The 19,787-nt window shown below is 47.2% G+C and carries 13 protein-coding genes; 9 read left to right on the top strand and 4 right to left on the bottom strand.

Features of this window, described 5'->3' with window-relative positions; genetic code table 11:
- Positions 1-124 precede the first annotated feature (124 nt).
- Positions 125-898: a hypothetical protein gene (locus SAPGRDRAFT_RS15295; protein ID WP_002660149.1), complete on the bottom strand. Its 774-nt coding sequence runs from the start codon at positions 896-898 to the stop codon at positions 125-127.
- A gap of 211 nt (positions 899-1,109) precedes the next feature.
- On the opposite strand from SAPGRDRAFT_RS15295, the gene hemH reads away from it, so the two are divergent.
- Positions 1,110-2,132, top strand: coding sequence for a ferrochelatase (hemH, locus tag SAPGRDRAFT_RS15290; RefSeq protein ID WP_002660148.1), 1,023 nt, complete (start codon positions 1,110-1,112; stop codon positions 2,130-2,132).
- A 488-nt stretch (positions 2,133-2,620) separates the two neighbouring features.
- Here the strand turns inward: hemH and SAPGRDRAFT_RS15280 are convergent, their stop codons facing one another.
- Positions 2,621-3,997 (bottom strand): hypothetical protein, encoded by a 1,377-nt coding sequence (locus SAPGRDRAFT_RS15280; protein WP_002660147.1) that lies wholly within the window; start codon positions 3,995-3,997, stop codon positions 2,621-2,623.
- 145 nt (positions 3,998-4,142) lie between these two features.
- Here SAPGRDRAFT_RS15280 and SAPGRDRAFT_RS15275 point away from each other — a divergent pair, with 145 nt between their 5' ends.
- On the top strand, positions 4,143-5,870 hold the full coding sequence (locus SAPGRDRAFT_RS15275) for a SulP family inorganic anion transporter (protein WP_002660146.1): 1,728 nt from the start codon (positions 4,143-4,145) through the stop codon (positions 5,868-5,870).
- A 245-nt stretch (positions 5,871-6,115) separates the two neighbouring features.
- Here SAPGRDRAFT_RS15275 and SAPGRDRAFT_RS15270 read toward each other — a convergent pair whose 3' ends face one another.
- Positions 6,116-6,937 (bottom strand): autotransporter domain-containing protein, encoded by an 822-nt coding sequence (locus tag SAPGRDRAFT_RS15270; protein ID WP_002660145.1) that lies wholly within the window; start codon positions 6,935-6,937, stop codon positions 6,116-6,118.
- A 510-nt stretch (positions 6,938-7,447) separates the two neighbouring features.
- Here SAPGRDRAFT_RS15270 and gyrA point away from each other — a divergent pair.
- On the top strand, positions 7,448-10,024 hold the full coding sequence (gene gyrA / locus SAPGRDRAFT_RS15265) for a DNA gyrase subunit A (RefSeq protein WP_002660144.1): 2,577 nt from the start codon (positions 7,448-7,450) through the stop codon (positions 10,022-10,024).
- Between the two features lie 56 nt (positions 10,025-10,080).
- A complete protein-coding gene (lpxK, locus tag SAPGRDRAFT_RS15260) occupies positions 10,081-11,172 on the top strand; it encodes a tetraacyldisaccharide 4'-kinase (RefSeq protein ID WP_253271343.1) in 1,092 nt (363 codons plus the stop codon).
- Between the two features lie 223 nt (positions 11,173-11,395).
- Here lpxK and SAPGRDRAFT_RS15255 read toward each other — a convergent pair whose 3' ends face one another.
- Positions 11,396-13,027, bottom strand: coding sequence for a T9SS type A sorting domain-containing protein (locus SAPGRDRAFT_RS15255; RefSeq protein WP_002660142.1), 1,632 nt, complete (start codon positions 13,025-13,027; stop codon positions 11,396-11,398).
- Between the two features lie 275 nt (positions 13,028-13,302).
- Here SAPGRDRAFT_RS15255 and SAPGRDRAFT_RS15250 point away from each other — a divergent pair, with 275 nt between their 5' ends.
- The 5 genes from SAPGRDRAFT_RS15250 to SAPGRDRAFT_RS15230 all read left to right on the top strand — a co-directional run bounded on the left by SAPGRDRAFT_RS15250 (position 13,303) and on the right by SAPGRDRAFT_RS15230 (position 19,357).
- Positions 13,303-13,941: a hypothetical protein gene (locus tag SAPGRDRAFT_RS15250; protein WP_002660141.1), complete on the top strand. Its 639-nt coding sequence runs from the start codon at positions 13,303-13,305 to the stop codon at positions 13,939-13,941.
- 324 nt (positions 13,942-14,265) lie between these two features.
- Positions 14,266-14,994 (top strand): DUF697 domain-containing protein, encoded by a 729-nt coding sequence (locus SAPGRDRAFT_RS15245; protein ID WP_002660140.1) that lies wholly within the window; start codon positions 14,266-14,268, stop codon positions 14,992-14,994.
- Positions 14,995-15,232: 238 nt separating this feature from the next.
- Complete coding sequence (locus SAPGRDRAFT_RS15240; protein ID WP_002660139.1) at positions 15,233-16,162, top strand: DUF58 domain-containing protein; 930 nt, start codon at positions 15,233-15,235, stop codon at positions 16,160-16,162.
- Between the two features lie 206 nt (positions 16,163-16,368).
- Positions 16,369-18,351 carry an OmpA family protein gene (locus SAPGRDRAFT_RS15235; RefSeq protein WP_002660138.1) on the top strand — a complete coding sequence of 661 codons (1,983 nt, stop codon included), beginning with the start codon at positions 16,369-16,371 and terminating at the stop codon, positions 18,349-18,351.
- 1 nt (position 18,352) lies between these two features.
- A complete protein-coding gene (locus SAPGRDRAFT_RS15230) occupies positions 18,353-19,357 on the top strand; it encodes a TPM domain-containing protein (protein WP_002660137.1) in 1,005 nt (334 codons plus the stop codon).
- Positions 19,358-19,787: the final 430 nt, after the last annotated feature.

The raw sequence follows: 19,787 nt of genomic DNA, 5'->3' as shown, positions 1-19,787 counted from the left end.
TTCTGCTTAGCAATTTAACAAAGTCAATTTCTTTTAAGGTCGACAGTTTAAAATCTTATTGATCGTATAAATATAATGAAACTAGCATTTTATCAGTTCATTTCCGGTAGATAAATTCGACGAACTAATTGATTTTTTCAAGGAAACTGATCCAGCGCTTACGCTCTTGGGCTGTTTTGGCCTTTCTGAGCAAGCGGGCGGCCAGTTGTCGGCAAGCAGCAATCACTTGATGTTTGGCCACTCCATATAGTTGCGCTTTCAAAAAATAGTCAAGGGCCTCTTCTTCTCGCTCTAAGTCCATAAAGGTTTGGGCCAAAAGTAAGATTACCGTTTTAGTTGGTTTTGTGACAAGCTTTTCCTCCAAGATAGCCATCTTTTCTAAACTAGCCGGCATCTTTTCTATTTTGGTCAAAGATAAGGCCGCTCTTGGCTTTTCTTTGAACAGTCGTTGAAAATTTTCTGTTAGTTTTTCTTTTCTTTTATGTTGACTATTGCAAAAGAAAGTAATTTCTTCGCTTAGCGACAAGCGGAATAGCAGTGCATCACTATCTAAGGGTTCTGCTTCTTGTAGCATAAAGAGGTAGGCAATATAGAGCAGAGCGGTTTGTTTTTTGAAGTTCTCTAGGGCGGCTGCCTGCTCTGCCCAGCTGGGCTGTTTCCCTTTTTCTAGCAGCGGCAATAAGGGGTTGGCTTCGGCCAACTCAATAAAAGGAGCCTGGGCCAAACGGCTCTGCATCAAGGCACAATCTCCCAAAAAACGAAGCGCCAACAAATTGAGCGGACGCTCCTCCCCTTCCCATATATATAGACTGCTGGCCTCTAAGATAGCCGCCAAACAAGAAAGATAATCCGCCGACTCATAATGATGTGCCGCCTTTTGGGCCACTACATAAAACATCTGCCAATAGTTTGAACAGCTAAAACAATAGAAGTTCCTAAAGATAGAAAACTAAATGCCCCCAAAGCTATAAACTGAAGAAAAGCCCTGCGAAAAAAGAAATAATGATTAAGTTTGCAGGGCTTTTTTGGGCCTTTTGTTAAACAAAACAGCCCTTGCACCGCTTTATAGGTACATTTATTATTTTCACGACGATCTGAAGGAACAACTTATGGCTTTAGCCGGAAAAACAGGGGTTTTGCTTGTAAATTTGGGAACACCCGATGCCCCAACTAGAGGGGCCGTTTATCGCTACCTCAAAGAATTTTTATTGGATGGGCGGGTTATTGATATTAACCCCATTGCCCGGAATATCTTGGTCCGTGGCATTATTGCGCCTTTCCGCTCTGGCGCTTCGGCAAAATTGTATCAAGAGCTCTGGACCGATGAGGGCTCGCCCCTAAAGGTTTTTGGCTATTTCCTCCAAGAGGAGGTCCAAAAACAATTGGGCGATGACTATATCGTAGAACTAGGAATGCGCTACCAAAATCCCTCTCTCAAATCGGCCCTCGATAAACTGCTGGCCCAACAAATTAGCCGGCTAGTGGTGCTGCCGCTCTTTCCCCAATATGCCTCGGCCACTACAGGCTCGGTGCATGATGAGGTGATGCGCCTGCTCCGCCAAGAGCAAATTATTCCCGAAATTAGCTTTATCAATTCTTATCACGATCATCCCAAAATGATCGCCGCCTTTGTAGCCCGCGCCCAAGAACACAATATTGAGGACTATGATCATGTGCTCTTTTCTTTTCATGGGCTGCCCAAACGCCAACTCGTTAAGGCCGACCGCTGTAACCACTGTATGCAAACAGCAGATTGCTGCGAAACCCTCAGCATTAAGAACCAACATTGTTATAGCGCCCAGTGTTTTGATACCAGCCGCGCTATTGCCGAGGCCCTAAATTTGCCCAAGGAAAAATATAGCAATTGCTTTCAGTCTCGCCTTGGCCGAGACCCCTGGCTAGAACCCTATACTAGCGATCTGCTCAAGGAACGCTACGAAAAAGGCGACCGCAAGATCCTGGTCTTTTGTCCCGCCTTTGTGGCCGATTGCCTAGAAACTACCATAGAAATTTCTGAGGAATATGCCGAAGAGTTTGAAGAGATGGGCGGCGAACACCTCCAACTCGTAGAAGGCCTCAATGATCATCCGCTTTGGGTGGAGGCAGTGGTGGAGCTGATCCATGAAGCTTAAATGATAAGATGTCTCTAGCAATTGCTGTTAGGGACGTTTTTTTTGGGGCCTCCGCAGCAAAGCTGCGGCGCTACGCTTTGGGGCTCGCAAGTCTGCTCGGCCCTTCGTTTTTTCGCTACGCTCAAAAAACTCGGTCTGGCCTTCGGCCACCCCGCCGCATCGCTAGGCCGAAGAAATCAGGCCCAAAGGGCCCGCGAAAAGGGCGCTTTGCGCCCACAATAAGAACGCCTGTATAAAAAATGGCCCAAACGCCCCTAGGGGATTCCTCAAGGAATCCCGTAGAGGGGTGGGTGGGCGGGGTCATATTAGCGAATGAGGAGCGCAGCGACGAATACCACTTTTTATGCGGTCCTACAGGCCCGAAGGGCCGCAGGCTGAGGGATAGTAGGCAGTGGCCCAAAGGGCCAGACCAAGGAGCATAGCGACGCAGGGCCGAGCAAACAGCGAGCTGCCGCATAGCCCGACCCGAGCAAAGCGAGGGGCAGCCCCTACTCCTCAATTTCTAAAAGCTCAATTTGATAATCTACCACCTCTTGGGCACTTCTTAACCCCGTCTTGACTTGATAGGCCTTAATATAAGGATAGCGATTGCTCAAGGGCGAGTCCTTGGGGCCAATCAACAACAACTCCTGCTTATCTATAGGCTGCCCACTCCCATCTATATATATAATATTAGCCTTTAGTTTTTTAATGGGCCGACTGCCCGACTGCTTAAGGCGCAAGCCAAAATGATGATAAACAGAGTTGGAAAATTGGTTATAGCTTAATTCACTAGCCATAGCCTCCGCCTTAAAAAAATACTTTTGGTTCAACTTTTCGGGAAATACCTTTAGGGATTTGGGAAGCATTGGACTAGCCGTTTCTTTAATATTGACCAACTCTAGCTCCAACAAAATCTCTGCAACAGGAGGTGGGTCGCCATAAGACTGATGCAGCTCTTGGATGGCCACATAATCGCCCATTTTGGCCCCTTTTGGAATATCAAAAGTGAGTGGGCTGCTCCAGAGCTCCTCCCCGTTTTGGTCCAAATAATGCACCCAAGCCACCACACTACCACTGCCCGAGCTGAGGAGTTTGAAATAGCCATTTAGACGATAACTAAACTCCTTTTCTCCAGCCCGAGAAATCATTTCTAGTTCGGCAGATAAGCCGACAATCTCGCCATCTCCAGCAATCATACTGCCTTTTTCCCAACGGCTAGCCATAGACCGGCTGCTACCGCTATAGGTTTCTCCGGCTAGCACTTCAGGAACCCCTTCTCGATCAATTTCGCTGCTATAACCTGGCGTTAGGACCAAATAAGCGAAAACCGCTATTATTATAATAAACAAGGCCACAAAAACATTAGTCGTTTTTTTCCCTTTTGATTGGGAGTTTTTGGGGCGGCTTGGGCTGGGCTGCCCCAGATCAAAGCTAGGGGCCGCATTTTGGGCCCTAAAGGGTCTTTCTTCTTCTTCTTTTAACTGCACCAAAAGCTGCATAGCCCTTTGGTCTTCTGGATTGAGCTGTAGCTGCCGCTGCGCCCATAGCTTTACCGCCTTTTGGTCCGAACTATTTCCCTTTTCTTCAAAGCAAATCAAATGCGCTTGGGCCATCAACAACGCTAGGTCCTCCCCCTGCGGGCGAATCAAACGAGCCTGCTTCAACTCCGCCAAAGCCTCCTCCCCTAAATAATGATCAATATAGCCCTTGGCCCGACTCAAAAAATTGGCATAGGCGCTTTCTAATTTATCCCAATCCGTATAACTCAGGCCCATAGAAAGGCCCAACTCTTTATATTCTTCCTGGCTAAAGCTTTCTTCCTCAATGCGGTTTTGCATTTGCTTTAGCTGATCGAGTAAAGATTTTATTTGGGGATCCTGCATAAAAAATGGGAAATTCAGTGAACAATTTGGTCAAATCGTGATAGACGTCACCTTTTTTAAAAATAGTCTAAACTACTTTTGTATCTGGAGTGAACGCCTCAATAGAATTCTTGACCTCTTTTACAGCATTAAAGTACAAATTATTATGGATATCAAACAATTTATACCCGCCTTAGAGTGGCTTCCCAAATACTCCCAAAACGACCTAAAAGGCGATTTATCGGCAGGTTTGACCGTGGGCGTTATGTTGATCCCTCAGGGGATGGCTTATTCAATGTTGGCCGGCTTACCCCCTATTTATGGACTTTATGCCTCTATTGTTCCGCTTATTATTTATGCTTTTTTAGGGACCTCTCGCCAGCTGGCCGTGGGGCCTGTTGCTATGGTATCTTTGTTGGTTGCTTCTGGAGTAGGCGCCATTACTCAAGATCCCGATGAGTTTGTTAAATTGGCCATCATGATGGCCCTAATGGTGGGTATTTTCCAATTCACCCTCGGGGTTTTACGCATGGGTTTTTTGGTCAACTTCCTTTCTCATCCGGTGATTAGTGGCTTTACCTCTGCCGCGGCCCTAATTATTGGGTTTTCACAGCTCAAACATTTGCTGGGTATTGACCTAAAACGCTCGCATCATGTGCACGATATTATTGGACAAGCCATTGAACGGGCTGGAGAAAGTAATATGTATACGCTCATGATTGGCTTAGGGGGTGTGGCTATTATCTTAGCCCTCAAAAAGCTCAATAAAAAGATGGGCATCAATATCCCCGGCCCTTTGGTGGCCGTAGTTTTTGGTATCCTTACCGTTTGGGGCATGGGCCTCTTTGATGCCGGTGTTAAGATTGTTGGAGAAGTGCCCAGCGGTTTGCCAAGCCCTCAAGTGCCTACCTTTAGCCTAGAAAACTTCCAGAAGCTTTTGCCTATCGCTTTGACGATCTCGCTAGTGGGCTTTATGGAGTCTATCGCTGTAGCTAAAGCCATTCAGGCCAAACACAAAAATTATAAGATTATCCCCAACCAAGAACTTATTGGCCTTGGACTCGCCAACATTGGCGGCTCTTTCTTGCAGGCCTTCCCCACCACAGGCGGATTCTCTCGTACAGCAGTAAATGACCAAGCTGGAGCTAAAACTGGTGTAGCAGCTATTCTGTCTGCCGCCCTGATCATTCTTACCCTGCTTTTCCTTACGCCCCTATTCTACTACCTACCCAAAGCCATTTTGGCCTCTGTAATTATGGTAGCCGTATTTGGCCTTATTGACTATAATGAAGCCATCCACCTCTGGAAAGCCGACCGCCGCGATTTCTGGATGCTCATCCTCACTTTTGTAGCTACCCTTTCTTTGGGTATCGAACAAGGTATTGGTTTGGGTGTTGTGGTCTCTTTGTTCAGCATTATCTACCAAACTACTCGCCCACATTTGGCGATCTTGGCCCGCATTCCCGGTAGCAAACATTACCGCAATGTAAAACGCTTTGATAAACTAGAGGAACGTAGCGACTTGCTCATCCTCCGCTTTGATGCACAGCTTTATTTTGCCAATACCACTTTCTTCCGCGAAAGCATCGAGAAACTAGTAGAGGAGGCTGGCGAAGAGCTCAAAGCGATTATTATCAATGCCGAAAGTATCAACGCTATCGATTCTAGTGCCATGCACGCCCTAGAAGATGTAGCCAAAGAGATTCAAGATAAAGAGATCAACTTCTTTGTGGCTGGCACCAAAGGCCCTGTCCGAGATGCCCTTTATCGAGGCCATATTATCGAGCATATTGGTACCGAAAACTTCTTTATTGATGTTCAGGCCGCTGTAGATGCCGCCGATGGCAAAGATGGCCGCAAACATGATGAATATGTACTGCAAAATAGCCTCTAGGCTGTTCTAATGTCTATTGTTTAACGGCTAGTGGGAGCTTCCTGCTAGCCGTTTTTTTATGCTTTTTCTGAAGGTTTTTTTGGGCCTACGCTGCGGCTGCGCCTTGCTGCGCTACGTTTCGCAGCTCGCAGGTCTGCTCGGCCCTGCAGCCCTTCGGGCTTTGGTCTGGCCCTGCGGGCCACTGCTGCACATCGCTAGGCCGCTCAGCAGATATGTTTTAGCTGGGCCTTCCGCTTCGGCCAGCCCTAATAATAATTCCAATAGCGTTTATTGGGGTTGTGCAAATACTTAAAGGCTCTATAGCGGAGGCCTAGGCTTAGCTTCAGGCTGCTCCAGTCTACCCTCTGCAAAAAGAGTTCATCTAGCTCGAAGAGCGGGGAATTTAGGGCTTGTTGTTGGCTATCTAGGGCAAAGAGTTGTCGGCGGCGGCTACCTTCTCGGCCAGAGCGGCCCCTGAAGTAGGCAAAATCGCTAAAGAGGGTCCATCTTTTATGGAGGCGATATTGCAAGCTAGCCCCTAGTTCTATGGCACCGCCCACGGCTGGCGAAAAGCTCCAGCTATAGCGATCTAATTGTTCATTGGCACTGAGGGCTCCCCTTTGGGCATTCCAGCCCCAAAGGACAAAAGCCCCGGCGTTTAGGCGGAGTTGGAACTGCAGGCAGTGGCCGCCTTGAAAGCTCAGGCCAGGCATCAAATAAAGGTTGGACCAATCTTGCGCTTTTGCTTCTAATAGCTTATACTGCTTTTTCCAGTTTTCATTTTGCTGGCCCAACTGCATATAGCCAACTTGCAACTGCGGAATCCAGAGGGGCTGTTGGCTAGAGCGAAACTGTATTCTCGCTTCGGTAAAAGCGCCATAGCTAGCCCCATCGGCGGCATCTGCTTGGTCTTTTAGCTGGCTAAAAGGGCCAATAGCCCAGGCAGCTCCGGCAGAAAGCGAGTACTCTGCTTTGAGCCGTAGCTTATAGCTTTTTGGTCCAATATTAAAGCGTTTAAACTGAGCGCTTAAGGGCTTGTTAATCAAGAAAAAGGAAGCGATAAAAACAAGAAAACTCCATTTGAGCATAAGGCTAAATTTGTATACCAAAAAAATAGGCAAGTACTAGTAAAACTAGGACTTTTGCGTGGGGAAATACCCTTAGATAAGTTATAAAAAATAGCATAAAATAGCTATCTTGCAGACCGCTTAGAATTAAGGTTTAGGAGGCGGCGCAGCCGCCTGGCCTAGCGATGTGCAGCAGTGGCCCTCAGGGCCAGACCGAAGCCGCTGAAAGCGGCGAAGGGCCGAGCAGACTTGCGAGCTGCGAAACGACAACAAGGTCTTTAGACCGCAGTTCGACGACTGAAAGGAGTAACCGCCGCAAGGCAAAGCCGAGGCGGAGGCCCCAAAAGGGCAGCGAGCTGCGACAACCAGCCCCTATAGGGGCGCCAGTTCGACGACCAAAGGGAGTAAACGATAACAAGGTCTTTAGACCGCAGTTCGACGACTGAAAGGAGTAACCGCCAAGGAGCAAAGCCGAGGCGGAGGCCCCAAAAGAAATAAAAAAATTAGTCTCAAAAGAGCGTTTTAGATATTATGAATCCAGAACAGAAAATTGTCCCTATTAACATTACAGACGAGATGAAGTCGGCTTATATTGACTACTCTATGTCTGTAATTATTTCGAGAGCCCTGCCTGATGTGCGCGATGGTCTCAAGCCGGTTCATCGCCGTGTATTATATGGTATGCATGAATTGGGTTTGGTACATAACAAGGCCCATAAGAAATCTGCCCGTATTGTGGGGGAGGTTTTGGGTAAGTACCACCCACATGGAGATAGCTCTGTGTATGATACCATGGTGCGTATGGCCCAAGATTGGTCTTTGCGTTACACTTTGGTAGATGGCCAAGGAAACTTTGGTTCTGTAGATGGCGACAGCCCTGCGGCTATGCGTTATACGGAGGCCCGTTTGGCTAAAATCAGTGCGGAGATGTTGGCGGATATTGAGAAAGAGACCGTTGACTATCAGTACAACTTTGATGACAGCTTGCAAGAGCCTACCGTTTTGCCAGCCCGAATTCCCAACTTATTGGTGAATGGGGCTTCTGGGATTGCGGTGGGGATGGCGACGAATATGTTGCCCCATAACCTGACGGAGGTTTGTGGGGGCATTATTGCCTATTTGCACAACAAAGAGATTGATGTAGAGGGCTTGATGCAATACATCAAGGCGCCAGACTTTCCTACGGGCGGTACTATTTATGGTACGCAGGGGGTACGTCAGGCCTTTGAAACGGGCCGTGGACGTATTACTTTGCGAGGCAAGGCCGAAGTAGAGGAAGTGAATGGCCGTACAGCGATTATTGTTCGGGAAATTCCGTACCAGGTCAATAAAGCCAACCTCATTCAGAAGATTGCGGAATTGGTAAACAGCAAAAAGATTGAGGGCATTACGGATATTCGTGATGAATCGGACCGTAAGGGGATGCGCATTGTGATTATTTTGCGCAGAGATGCCAATGCTCAGGTGGTCTTGAGTAAGCTCTATAAATACTCGGCTCTACAAAGCTTTTTTGGGGTGAACAACATCTGTTTGGTCGATGGTCGCCCTCGTTTGTTGAGCTTGAAGGAATTGATTGTGGAATTTGTGAAGTTCCGCATGCAGGTGATTGAGCGCCGCAGCTTGTTTGACCTTAAGAAGAATGAGGCCCGAGCGCATATCTTGATTGGTTTGTTGGCCGCTTTGGACCGTTTGGATGAGGTAATTACATTGATTAGAGCCTCTAAGAATGGCGAAGAGGCCCGAAAAGCCTTGATGAACTTTGACTTTTCGCCTAAGGGAGATGCTTTGAATAGCTTCTTGGCAGAATTTCCTTTGGAAGGGGGTAAACTATCGGAGAAGCAGGCCAAGGCTATCTTGGATATGCGTTTGCAGCGCCTTACGGGCTTGGAAAGAGACCGTTTGCAGGAAGAATTTAAGGGCATCATGGCCGAAATTGAGGACCTTAAAGACATTTTGGCTCGTGCTGAGCGCAGAGAAAGCATCATTGAGGAAGAACTGCAGGAAGTGGTGGCCAAATATGGCGATGAGCGCATGACGGATATCACGCATGCTGCAGGAGAAATCTCTATTGAGGATATGATTAAGAATGAGCGAGTAGTGGTGACTATTTCTCATTTGGGTTATATCAAGCGCACCGCAAGTAGCGAGTACCAAACCCAAAGCCGAGGCGGTAGAGGATCTAAGGCTGCGGCTACTCGTGATAAGGACTTTATGGAGCATTTGTTTGTTTCTAATACCCATGACTACTTGTTGCTCTTTACCCAAAAAGGACGTTGTCATTGGAAGCGGGTCTATGAGATCCCCGAAGGAAGCAAAAGCACCAAGGGAAGAGCAATTCAGAACTTTGTGGAGCTGCCAGAAGACGATAAGGTGAAGGCCTATATTGTCTTGAAGGACCTCAAAGATGATGAGTTCTTGGATAATCACTTCTTGACCTTTGCCACTCGTAAGGGCTTGGTGAAGAAAACGGCCTTACGGGCCTATTCTCGTCCACGTTCGGCAGGGATCCATGCCATTACCTTTAAGGAAGGCGATGAGCTCCTAGAAGTAAAATTGACCGATGGCAAATCGGAGATCATGTTAGCCGCCAGCAATGGTAAGGCTATTCGCTTCTCGGAAGAAGATGTGCGCTCTATGGGCCGTACGGCTGCTGGCGTAAAAGGCATGAACCTAGAGAAAGGCGTAGAGCTCATTGGCATGATTACCTTTGCCGAAGGAGAAGAAGAGAAAAAGATTGCCAATATCTCTGAAAATGGCTTGGGTAAATGTACTGAACTAGAAGAGTACCGCATCCAAAGCCGTGGAGGTAAGGGAATCAAAACTATGCAATTGACCGAGAAAACAGGTAAACTAATTGCCATTAAGGCCGTTACAGACCGAGATGACTTGATGATTATCAATAAATCAGGCTTGACTATTCGCTTTATGGTAGAGCAATTGCCAATCAATGGGCGCTCTACCCAGGGCGTTAAACTCATCAACCTCAAAGGTGGCGACGCTATTGCCGATGTGGCCCTAATTAAGGATGCCGACCGCGGAGAAGAGGAAGATATGATAGAAGAAGGCGAGGCAAGCAGCGATGAAGCTGCCACTCCTACAGAAGAATAGGATGCCTTTGATGCATAAATTATCTAGCGAGTCTCTAAAAGAGGCTCGCTTTTTTTTTGGGGTTGATTATCTTTATGGCAAAAATGGGCTACAGCATTTTCAAGTATTTATTTTGGCCCCTAGGCCTAATTTACGGTAGCATAGTAGAACTGATCAAATGGGGCTATCGACAGGGCATCTGGGAACGTCGACGATTTGAGCGCGCAAGTTTGGTGGTGGGCAACCTCTCTATGGGCGGCACCGGAAAGAGTCCGCATGTAGAATATATTCTAAGGCAAATGGGCAGCTACCACCATTTGGCCGTACTGAGCCGAGGCTATGGCCGAAAAAGCAAGGGACTGCGTTGGTTGAGCCTAAACTCTAGCGCCGAAGAAGTAGGCGATGAACCTTTGCAAATTCATAAAAAATTTCCTCAGATCCCTTTTGTGGTGGCCGAAAAACGGACCGAAGGGATGCAGGCCATTTTGCAAAAAGACCCCATTACCGAGCTCGTCATTTTAGATGATGCCATGCAACATTGGCCCTTAATGGCCGATGCCTACTTATTATTGACCACTTATACGCAACCCTTTTTTAAGGATGCCCCTATTCCCGCTGGCCGCTTGCGAGAGTTTGCCTTTAATTATAAACGAGCAAAAATTATTGTCATCAGTAAGTGCCCAGCTGACTTGAAGGAAGAGGCCGCTCAGCAGTTTTTGAAACAACTACAGCCTCTCCCCCACCAAAAGGTCTTTTTTTCTTATTTCCGTTATGGACAAACCTATTTGTTGGCGGCCCCCAATCAAAAACAAGACTTAGCGAGCTTTAAGGATGCCCCCATTTTATTATTGACAGGTATTGCAAAACCCAGCCCTTTGGTCCAATATCTAGAACAGCAAGGACTAAATGTAAAACTCATGGCCTTTGGCGACCACCATTTGTATAGCGAAAAAGATTGGACGAAAATTCAGGCCCAACTCCAACAACTTGGGCCAAAAGCGCGGCTGCTCACTACCGAAAAAGACAGCATCCGCCTGGCCCCATGGGCCCAACAACAAGCCATATATGTTTTGCCTATTGAGGTAGAAATTGCCTTTGGGCAAGCCGCCGCTTTTCAGCGGGCGATTATTGAAGTGATTTATAAGAAAAAAGGCTATCCCTCTACCTAAAAAGCTAAGCGCAGGCTGCTCCTTGGCCTAGCGATGTGTAGGGGTGGCGCGTAGCGCCAGACCCAGCCGCCGAAGGCGGCGCAGGGCCGAGCAGACCTGCGAGCCCCGAAACGTAGCGCCGACGAGCGAAGCGAGGCGGAGGCCCCAAAAAACAAAAAAACTCCCACTAGCCTACAGCTAGCGGGAGCGCCTCTATATATAGTAGTAAGTAGTGAAAGAGGCCTTAGGGTTGAAAGACAAAGGGCAAGCTGTCTTTCTGTCCATTTTCTAGTTGAATCTCTAAATAGTAGCTGCCAGCGGGCCAATCTGTGGGCAAATCAATGGTTTTTTGCTGTTGGCCAGCCACAAAAGAGCTCGCTTTTTCTTCCCAGAGCAACTGTCCACTATTGTTATAGATAGCAAACTGTAGACTTTTGGCCTGAGGAAGTTGGAAGGCCAGCTGAAGCTGTCCCTGCGTTGGATTGGGAGAAAGCTGAAGCTGCATATCAAGTTGATTCTCTATGGTTTCTACAGCAGTATAAAGTGAAGAATCTCGCTCTACATAAACTCTAAACAATTGGCTAGAAGGGCGAGATTGTGTCCCATTATTGATAAAGAAAATATTATCAAAATCAGATTCGATACCGCCATAAATATAACCGACCATATTGGGGCCAATAGGCAATTGATCGACTTCTAGAATCCCATTGCTGCGGAAAGCCTCATGATCAGGGATAAACTCGGCCCCAGCGCCCAAGAAATCAGGCATTTTCTGTACGAGCTCATACTCTTGCATGCTATCGTTGGCAAAGCGGCTCACTTGGCTAATGGTTTTGACAAAAGGTACGTTGGGGTCGTTCATCAACTGCCCACTGGCATCAAAGTAATATTGGGCGATTCCACCATAAAAGAAAGTATGCATGCTATTACTATGGGCCTCATAAATAGGCAAACGAGCCGTTTGGTACTGATTGAGCAGCTGCTCAAAAACTGGACGAACCGTATAATTTCCCTGTGCATCCATATCAATGGTATTGAGCCAAGGTAAATCTACCTGATGCTGAAACACCCCCGTAAAAATCGTAAACCCTTCTTGGCCATTGGGAAATACCTGAGGAACTAGATTGTAGTCGCGGCGGTGAAGATTGGCGCTATCTACCTGCTCCTGATAGTTCGTCATCTGCAATTGTCCGTTTTGATCACTGAGGCTAAAACTGCGAATCGCATCGCTATAATATTGGGTAAAACCAGGACCATGCGTAGGGCCCTGAGGATTGTAGCGACCACCAAAAAAGTGTCCGCCCACCAAATAAAAGGTAGAGTCAATATAGTTTAACTGCCCCCCCGTAATCGCAAAGGCCGTATCTTGCAACTGCATAAAGTGCTGGCTAGATACCGTTTGGCTTTGAATAATCTCTTGCATACAAGCCGCAATATCCAACTTGAGCAGATAAGGATAAGTAACATGGTCTAAAGCCGTAGCACTATAACCATAGCCCCCACAGAGATAAAGTGTGCTATCTTTTTGAATGTAGTTCAGGTTGGTCGAACTCAATTGCTCCTGATAAGATGTAGGCAAGGCCGTAAGTGGCGCCGCATAAAAAGTCTTATTTTCAGGATCAATCACATACATTTGGTTGTTCGACTCTGTAGCCGCAAAGGACCTATTGGGCTGCCGCTGATGCAAACCATCTATACGGCCCGCCATGACCAACCACTTGTGGTCATGATGCCCCACTACATAAGATTGCAAGGCCGGAATATTATTAAAGCTGTCTACAGGCTCAATCCACATGCTAAAATCTACATCTTGCTGAGCAAAAAGAGAAGGCGCTGCTCCTAATAAGAACAAAAGGTAAAGCAATAGCTGTTTCATAATCGTTTTTTGTTTTGTTGATTCTCTAAAGTTGAAGCCAATGACTCCTGTCACAAAAAACTACTTTAAACTCAAAAAAGTCGTGTCACTAATCACAATTAAAATATTGCTAATCAATCTAAGTAAATAGTCCCCCCCTAAACAACTATCCCACTCGCAGATGATAATATGTCTATCTAGATTTTCACCTTACCTATCTCCCAGTTAATGCGTTATTAAACTAAAGTTTATCTTTGGCCCCTTTCTTGAAAAGTTCCTCAAAAAGTAATTTTAATATGAGAATAATGACTTACCGCCACCTCTTTATCCTCCTCTTCTCTTGCCTCAGCCTCTCCTCTTTTGCCCAATTAGATGATGAGACCTACGATACAGAAGAAAAACGAGAACCGCTGCGAAATAATCGCCCCGGAGACCTCAACGACGAAAAACGAAACCCCCTAAAAGGCTTTTTTATTGGTAGTTCTGCCGGCCTCGACCTCTGGAACTCCCTTGTCCGTGTCGATCTGAGCCCCCATCTCGGCTATCGCCTCAGCAGTTTTGCCCATTTTGGCCTCGGCATCAATTATACCTATATGTATGAAATGACTAGCCAAGCTAATCTCCACCTCATCGGCCCCAAGGCCTTTCTCCGTATCCGCCCCCTCCCCCAATATTGGGAGAGCTTCTACCTGCATGGCGAACTAGAACAACTCTATGTCCGCGAAAGTAATCCCAATTATAACGGCGGCAATAACCCACCCAAATACTTCCAAGATATTCAGCCCCGAGCCAATATCGGCTTTGGCTATACCAGCAATTTCGATAATGGCCTAGGCATTTTTACCGAGTTCCTCTTCGATATCTACTACCTCCGCAGCGGCACCACTTATGTCAATCCCGTTACCTATCGTGCCGGCTTACATTATGGGTTTTAGGGGCCTCCGCTGCGGCTTCGCCTTGCGGCGCTACGTTTCGGGGCTCGCAAGTCTGCTCGGCCCTGCGGCCTAAAGGCCTTGGTCTGCGGCTGCGCCGCCCCCCTCCACATCGCTAGGCCTTGGGCGGGCTGCGCCCGCCCCTGGGCCGAACCCCTTTAGCTCCCCCTATTTTGCTCCCCAACTTCTTAAAAAGAATTTAAATAGGAACCAAAAAGTCCATCTCTTCATTTTTTAGCTTAGATTAAACTATCTTATAGCTGAACTCATCAATTCGTTATGATGGATCCCAACTCAATTTATAAAGCATATAAATTCGCCAAAAAAATGTCGAACAACAATGGTAAAGACCGGGCTCAAAAAGCCGAAAGAACTATTCGTGCACACGTTATGTGGTCTATGGGGGCCGGTTTTATCCCCTTCCCCGTTGCTGACTTTCTAGCCGTTGCCGCCGTGCAACTCGATATGATCCGCTCGATCAGCAACATCTATGAAGTAGATTTTAAAGAAACTGAAGGCAAAGCCCTCATTACCTCTATTACCGGCTCTGGCCTCTCTAAAGTAGGTGCCAACGCCCTCATAAAACTGATTCCAGGCATAGGCTCTGCCCTAGGTGGTGCCTCCATGTCTATTATGTCAGCCGCCTCTACCTATGCCCTAGGCCAAGTTTTTAAACAACATTTTGAAAGTGGCGGAAACCTCATGGACTTTGATAGCGACCGCTTCAAACGCTACTATAATGAGCAGTTTGAAAAAGGCAAAAAAGTAGCCGAGGATATCCGCAAAGAAGAAAAAATTAAAGAAGAAGCCCCCAAAGCAGAAGAAGCCGCCAAGGAAGAATCTGTAGCAGAAAAGGCCCGCACCGTAGAAGTAGAAGTGGAGGTAGAAGCAGAAAAAGAAGCCCCCAAAACAGAAGAAACCCCCGCCAATGATGGCAATGAGGTGATTGTCAAAAAACTCAAAGAACTAGCCGAGCTCAAAGAAATGGGCGTGATCGATGAAAATGAGTTTAGAGAAATGAAAGGCCGCCTGATCCAGAATTTCTATAAAGGCTAGCCTAACTAAAGTCTGTTAAAATACTCAAAAAGTGACGGCCCTCGACTATCTTTTTAGTTCGAGGGCCGTTCTACTAAATGATGGCCCATCCATACAAGATAGATCAACGCCATCTCTTGAATAGTTTGATACTGCCTTGTTTTCAAAAAGTGAAGACAAGGCTATTTTTTTCTATCGGCTATCCCGTTTCGCTTAATCCACAAAACTTCTTAGTTTGTGGACCAACCAAATTTTAATTATGCCTTCTATTCTTGAACAATACGACCTCCGACAACATGGAAATTTGGACCTGATGGCCCGACAAGTTGTGGAGGGCTTTATTATCGGCCTGCACAAATCACCTTTTCATGGCTTTTCTGTAGAATTTGCCGAACACCGCATCTATAACCAAGGCGACTCGACCAAAAATATTGACTGGAAGGTCTATGCCCGAACCGACCGCCTGTATAGCAAACAATTTGAAGAGGAAACCAACCTACGATGCCAAATTGTAGTCGATATTTCTTCCTCGATGTACTTTCCAGAAGCCCCCAAAGCTAGTAAAACGCCCCATCTCAATAAATTGGCTTTTTCTGCCTTGGCCGCAGGCTCTTTGGTCCACCTGCTCCAAAAACAAAGAGATGCCTACGGACTTTCGGTCTTTGGAGAAGAGGTAGAACTACACACCCCCTGCAAATCAAGTAGCAAACACCGGCATTTGCTCTTTTCTTATATCGAGCAGTACCTCAACCAAAAAAGTAGACAAAAAGGAACCAATGCCGCCCAAGCCCTACATGAAATTGCCGAGCGCATCCATCGCCGCTCTTTGGTGGTCATCTTTAGCGATATGTTTGAAGATGGCGATGGCGAAGAACTGTTTTCGGCTCTGCAGCATTTAAAGTATAACAAACATGAAGTCATCCTTTTTCATGTGGTAGACAAGCGCTACGAATTAGACTTTGAGTTTGAGAACCGCCCTTATCAGTTTATTGATATTGAAACAGGCGAAAAGCTCAAATTGCAGCCCAACCAACTCAAAGACTTTTATAAGCAGCAGGTCAAAAAGTATAAGGAAGCCCTTAAGCTGAAGTGTTTGCAATATAAAATTGACTTTGTAGAAGCGGATATTCAAGAAGACTTTAGACAGGTATTGCTCCCCTATTTGGTAAAACGCAGCAAAATGCGCTAAAATTGGTCCTTCTGCGTCCTACAGGCGCGGAGCGCCGCGGCTGAGGGATGGAAAAGGGGGCGGCGCAGCCGCAGACCCAGCAAAATGAGCGAAGCGAATTTTGCGCAGGGCCGAGCAGACCTGCGAGCCCTGACACAGCCCGACCCGAGCGAAGCGAGTGGGCAGCCCCAAAAGATCAGTCATCTTACCCTAAAAAATAATCATCTATGTATAAATATTGGCTTCCCCTGCTTGTTTTGGCCCTTTTGAGCCTGCAAGCCTGCAGCTATACCGAGCGGATAAAAGACGGCAGTACGGCCTATGATCGCAAGCAGTTTTCTGTGGCCATTCCGATGCTGCAAAAAGAATTTAAGAAGGCCAAAGAAAATAAAATTAAGGGCCAAAAAGCCTATGAATTGGCCGAATCTTACCGCCGAACCCACCAATATAAGGAGGCGGCCAACTGGTATGCAGAGGCCAGCCAACTGCGCTATGCCACCGATGCCGCTTTGCAACAGGCCAAAATGTTGCAGCAGGCCGAGGACTATGAACTGGCCATTCAGGCCTACCGAACAGCGGGCCGAGATGCCGGCGATGCTAACCGCTATTTGGAATATATTCAGGCTTGCCGACAAGCCAAACAATGGCTCGCCCTGGCCGATAGTAGCGTTTTTAGCATCGACAATTTGCCTTTTAATACAGAAGCTACCGATTTTTCTCCGGCCTTGCAGAATGAAAACACCCTTGTTTTTTCTTCGGACCGAGAAGAGTCTGAGGGCAAGAAAAATTATAAATGGACCAACAAAAAGTTTTTTGACTTTTATAGTTTGGACCTCAAAACGGACAGCCTCCAGCGCCTAGAGGTTCGCAATTGGGACCCCAATTTCCATCAGGGCAATCTCGTTTTTTCTGCCGATGGACAATGGGCCTTTTTTACCGAATGTGGCTCGGATAAAAAGGAAGGCGTTGATTTTTGCCGCCTAATGATGGCCGAAAAAGCGGGCAGTAGCTGGTCTAAGGCCAAGGAAATTCGCCTAGGCGGAAAATTTGTCAATTATATGCACCCTTGCATTGACCCCGAAGGCCGTTGGCTCATTTTTGCCGCCAATGATAAAAAAGGCTTTGGAGGCTATGATTTATATATTTCGCTTTGGGTGAGCAGCGAAGAACGCTGGTCGGAGCCCCAAAATATGGGCAACGAAATCAATACGCAGGGCAATGAGGTTTTTCCCGCCCTAGAGGCCGATACCCTTTATTTTGCTTCGGATGGACATCCTGGTATGGGCGGCTTAGATATTTTTAAGGCCCCTCGCCTTTTGGACCGCTGGGTCAAGCCCCAAAACCTCAAGGCCCCGATCAATTCGGGAGCCGATGATTTTGGCCTAATTGTCAACCCTTATGCCGAGAAAGAAGATAGCATTATTCGCAAGGGCTATTTTAGCTCCAACCGCAATACTGGCCGAGGTGGAGATGATATTTATGCCTTTACGGAAGCCTTGCCCAAGGAACCCATTGAAGCCGATACTTTAGAAGAAAAAGAATTTCAGCTGCTGCTAGCGGGCATGGTCAAAGAAGTAATTCCCGCCGATAGCCTCAATGGCGAGCCCGCCCAAGAAAATCCCCTCATGGGCGCTAGCGTTCGGATTTCTACGCAAGATACCGTTTGGATTATGGGCTCGGATGTAGATGGGAGTTTCTTTAGCCAATTGGATACGAATGAAACCTACTTTTTTCAGACGACCAAAGCGGGTTATTTTACTGCTTTAGACACCCTTTCCACCTTCAATTTGAATATTCCAGCCGATACCAATCAATGGACCTTGGCCATTCAGATTGAGCTGGCGCCCTTTGAAAAGGGGAAAGAAATTGTGCTTGAAAACGTCTATTTTGATTACAACAAATGGGATATTCGGCCAGATGCGGCTGAAGAACTCAATAAATTGGTGCGTTTGCTCAATGAAAACCCTGATTTGAATATTGAGATGGGCTCGCATACCGATTGTCGGGGACGAGAGAGCTACAACCAGAGTTTATCGCAAAAGCGGGCCGAATCGACCATGCAATATTTGATTCAGGCGGGCATTTCGGACAGCCGGCTACAGGCCAAAGGCTACGGAGAATCTAGCCCAGCCGCTAGCTGTGACTGTAACAGTTGTACAGAAGAAGAGCATCAGCGAAACCGCCGAACCAGCTTTGTAATTTTAGACTAGCATGAGACTACTTTTGATCAGTTTTATTTTGGGCCTGAGCGTTTGCTTGCAGGCCCAAAATTTTCCAGTTCGGCCCGTCAATTATAGGGCCGTTAATGATTTTGCAGAGATGATTGATGCGGCTTCGGCGGCAGAGATAGAGCAGCAGCTCCAAGCTTTTAATGATACGGCTGGGGTGCAAATTGCGCTGATTACGGTCCAAAATCTGGACGGCTGGAGCATTGAGCAATATGGCCAACAATTGGCCGAAAAATGGGGCATTGGCCATGCCGAAACGGACCAAGGCCTGCTTTTGCTTTTGGCCAAAGAAGAGCGAAAAGTCCGTTTTGAGGTAGGTTATGGTTTGGAGGAGCGCCTACCCGATTTATACTGCCAAGAAGTCATCGACCAAGTTTTAACGCCCGCGTTCAAGCAAGGACAATTTGGCGAGGGTTGTTTGCATGGCCTGCAGATGGTCCAATTGCAATTGCAGGGGCAGGGACAGGGGCCGTCTAGTGAAATTAGCGTAACGCACAGCCTTTTGGCCCAGGCCTTCATTGCCGAAAACAAGGCCTTTGATTGGGTGCTATACAGCTTTTTGATTGTCGTTTTTTTATCGGCCCTTTATGAGGGAGGCACCATTCGCCCCTATCCTTGGATTAACTTTTTCATGGCTCTTTTGGGCGCCCCCATTTACCTTTTTATGGTGGTGGGGCTTTGTTTTTTGCCCATCTATCTGATTGCCAGCAAAAGCTTTGCTTATACCCCCACTTTAGTCTGGACCCTATTTGGTGTTTACCTAGTTTTACTGCTGTTTTGGGCCATTTATTTTCGGGGACAATTTGCCAAAATGGCCAAGGATAGCTTCAAAGGTGGCGGTGGCAGCGGCGGTGGCGGTGGCTATAGCAGCGGGGGCTATAGTTCTTACTCGGGCTCTTCTTCCTCGAGTTATAGCTCCTCGAGTTCTTCCTCCTCTTCTTGGGGGGGCGGCAGTTTTGGCGGGGGCGGCGCTTCTGGAGGTTGGTAATTTTTTGGGGCTGCCCGCTCGCTTCGCTCGGGTCGGGCCATTGCGCAGCTCGCAGGTCTGCTCGGCCCTTCGGCGCTTGCAGCGCCTCGGTCTGCCGCCTGCGGCGGCCCTGCTACAGCCCCTCAGCCTGCGGGCCTTCGGCCCTTTTGACTGTAGGTTGAAACCTACAGCCAGATGTGGTATTGCTTCGCAATCTTTTATTAAAAGAACAAAGCCCCAAACTCCCGTTTGGGGCTTTGTTCTAAGCGAGAAGGGCTAAAAAATAAGCTATTTAGGCTTGTTTTTCTCTCCAAGAACTTGCCCCTTTTAAGCTAACCGTCCAAGGACCAGATTGATTTTGTTTAAAATCTAAAGCTACTTGTTGAACTTTATCTGCAATGAGCTCAGAAGACAGTTTTAGGTCGAAGCGAATGCGCACAGAAGGATACTC

The sequence above is a fragment of the Saprospira grandis DSM 2844 genome (genome assembly GCF_000275825.1).
Classification (GTDB): domain Bacteria; phylum Bacteroidota; class Bacteroidia; order Chitinophagales; family Saprospiraceae; genus Saprospira; species Saprospira grandis_A.
Note: the sequence above shows the minus strand (reverse complement) of the source record. Positions and strands in the feature narration are given on the sequence as shown.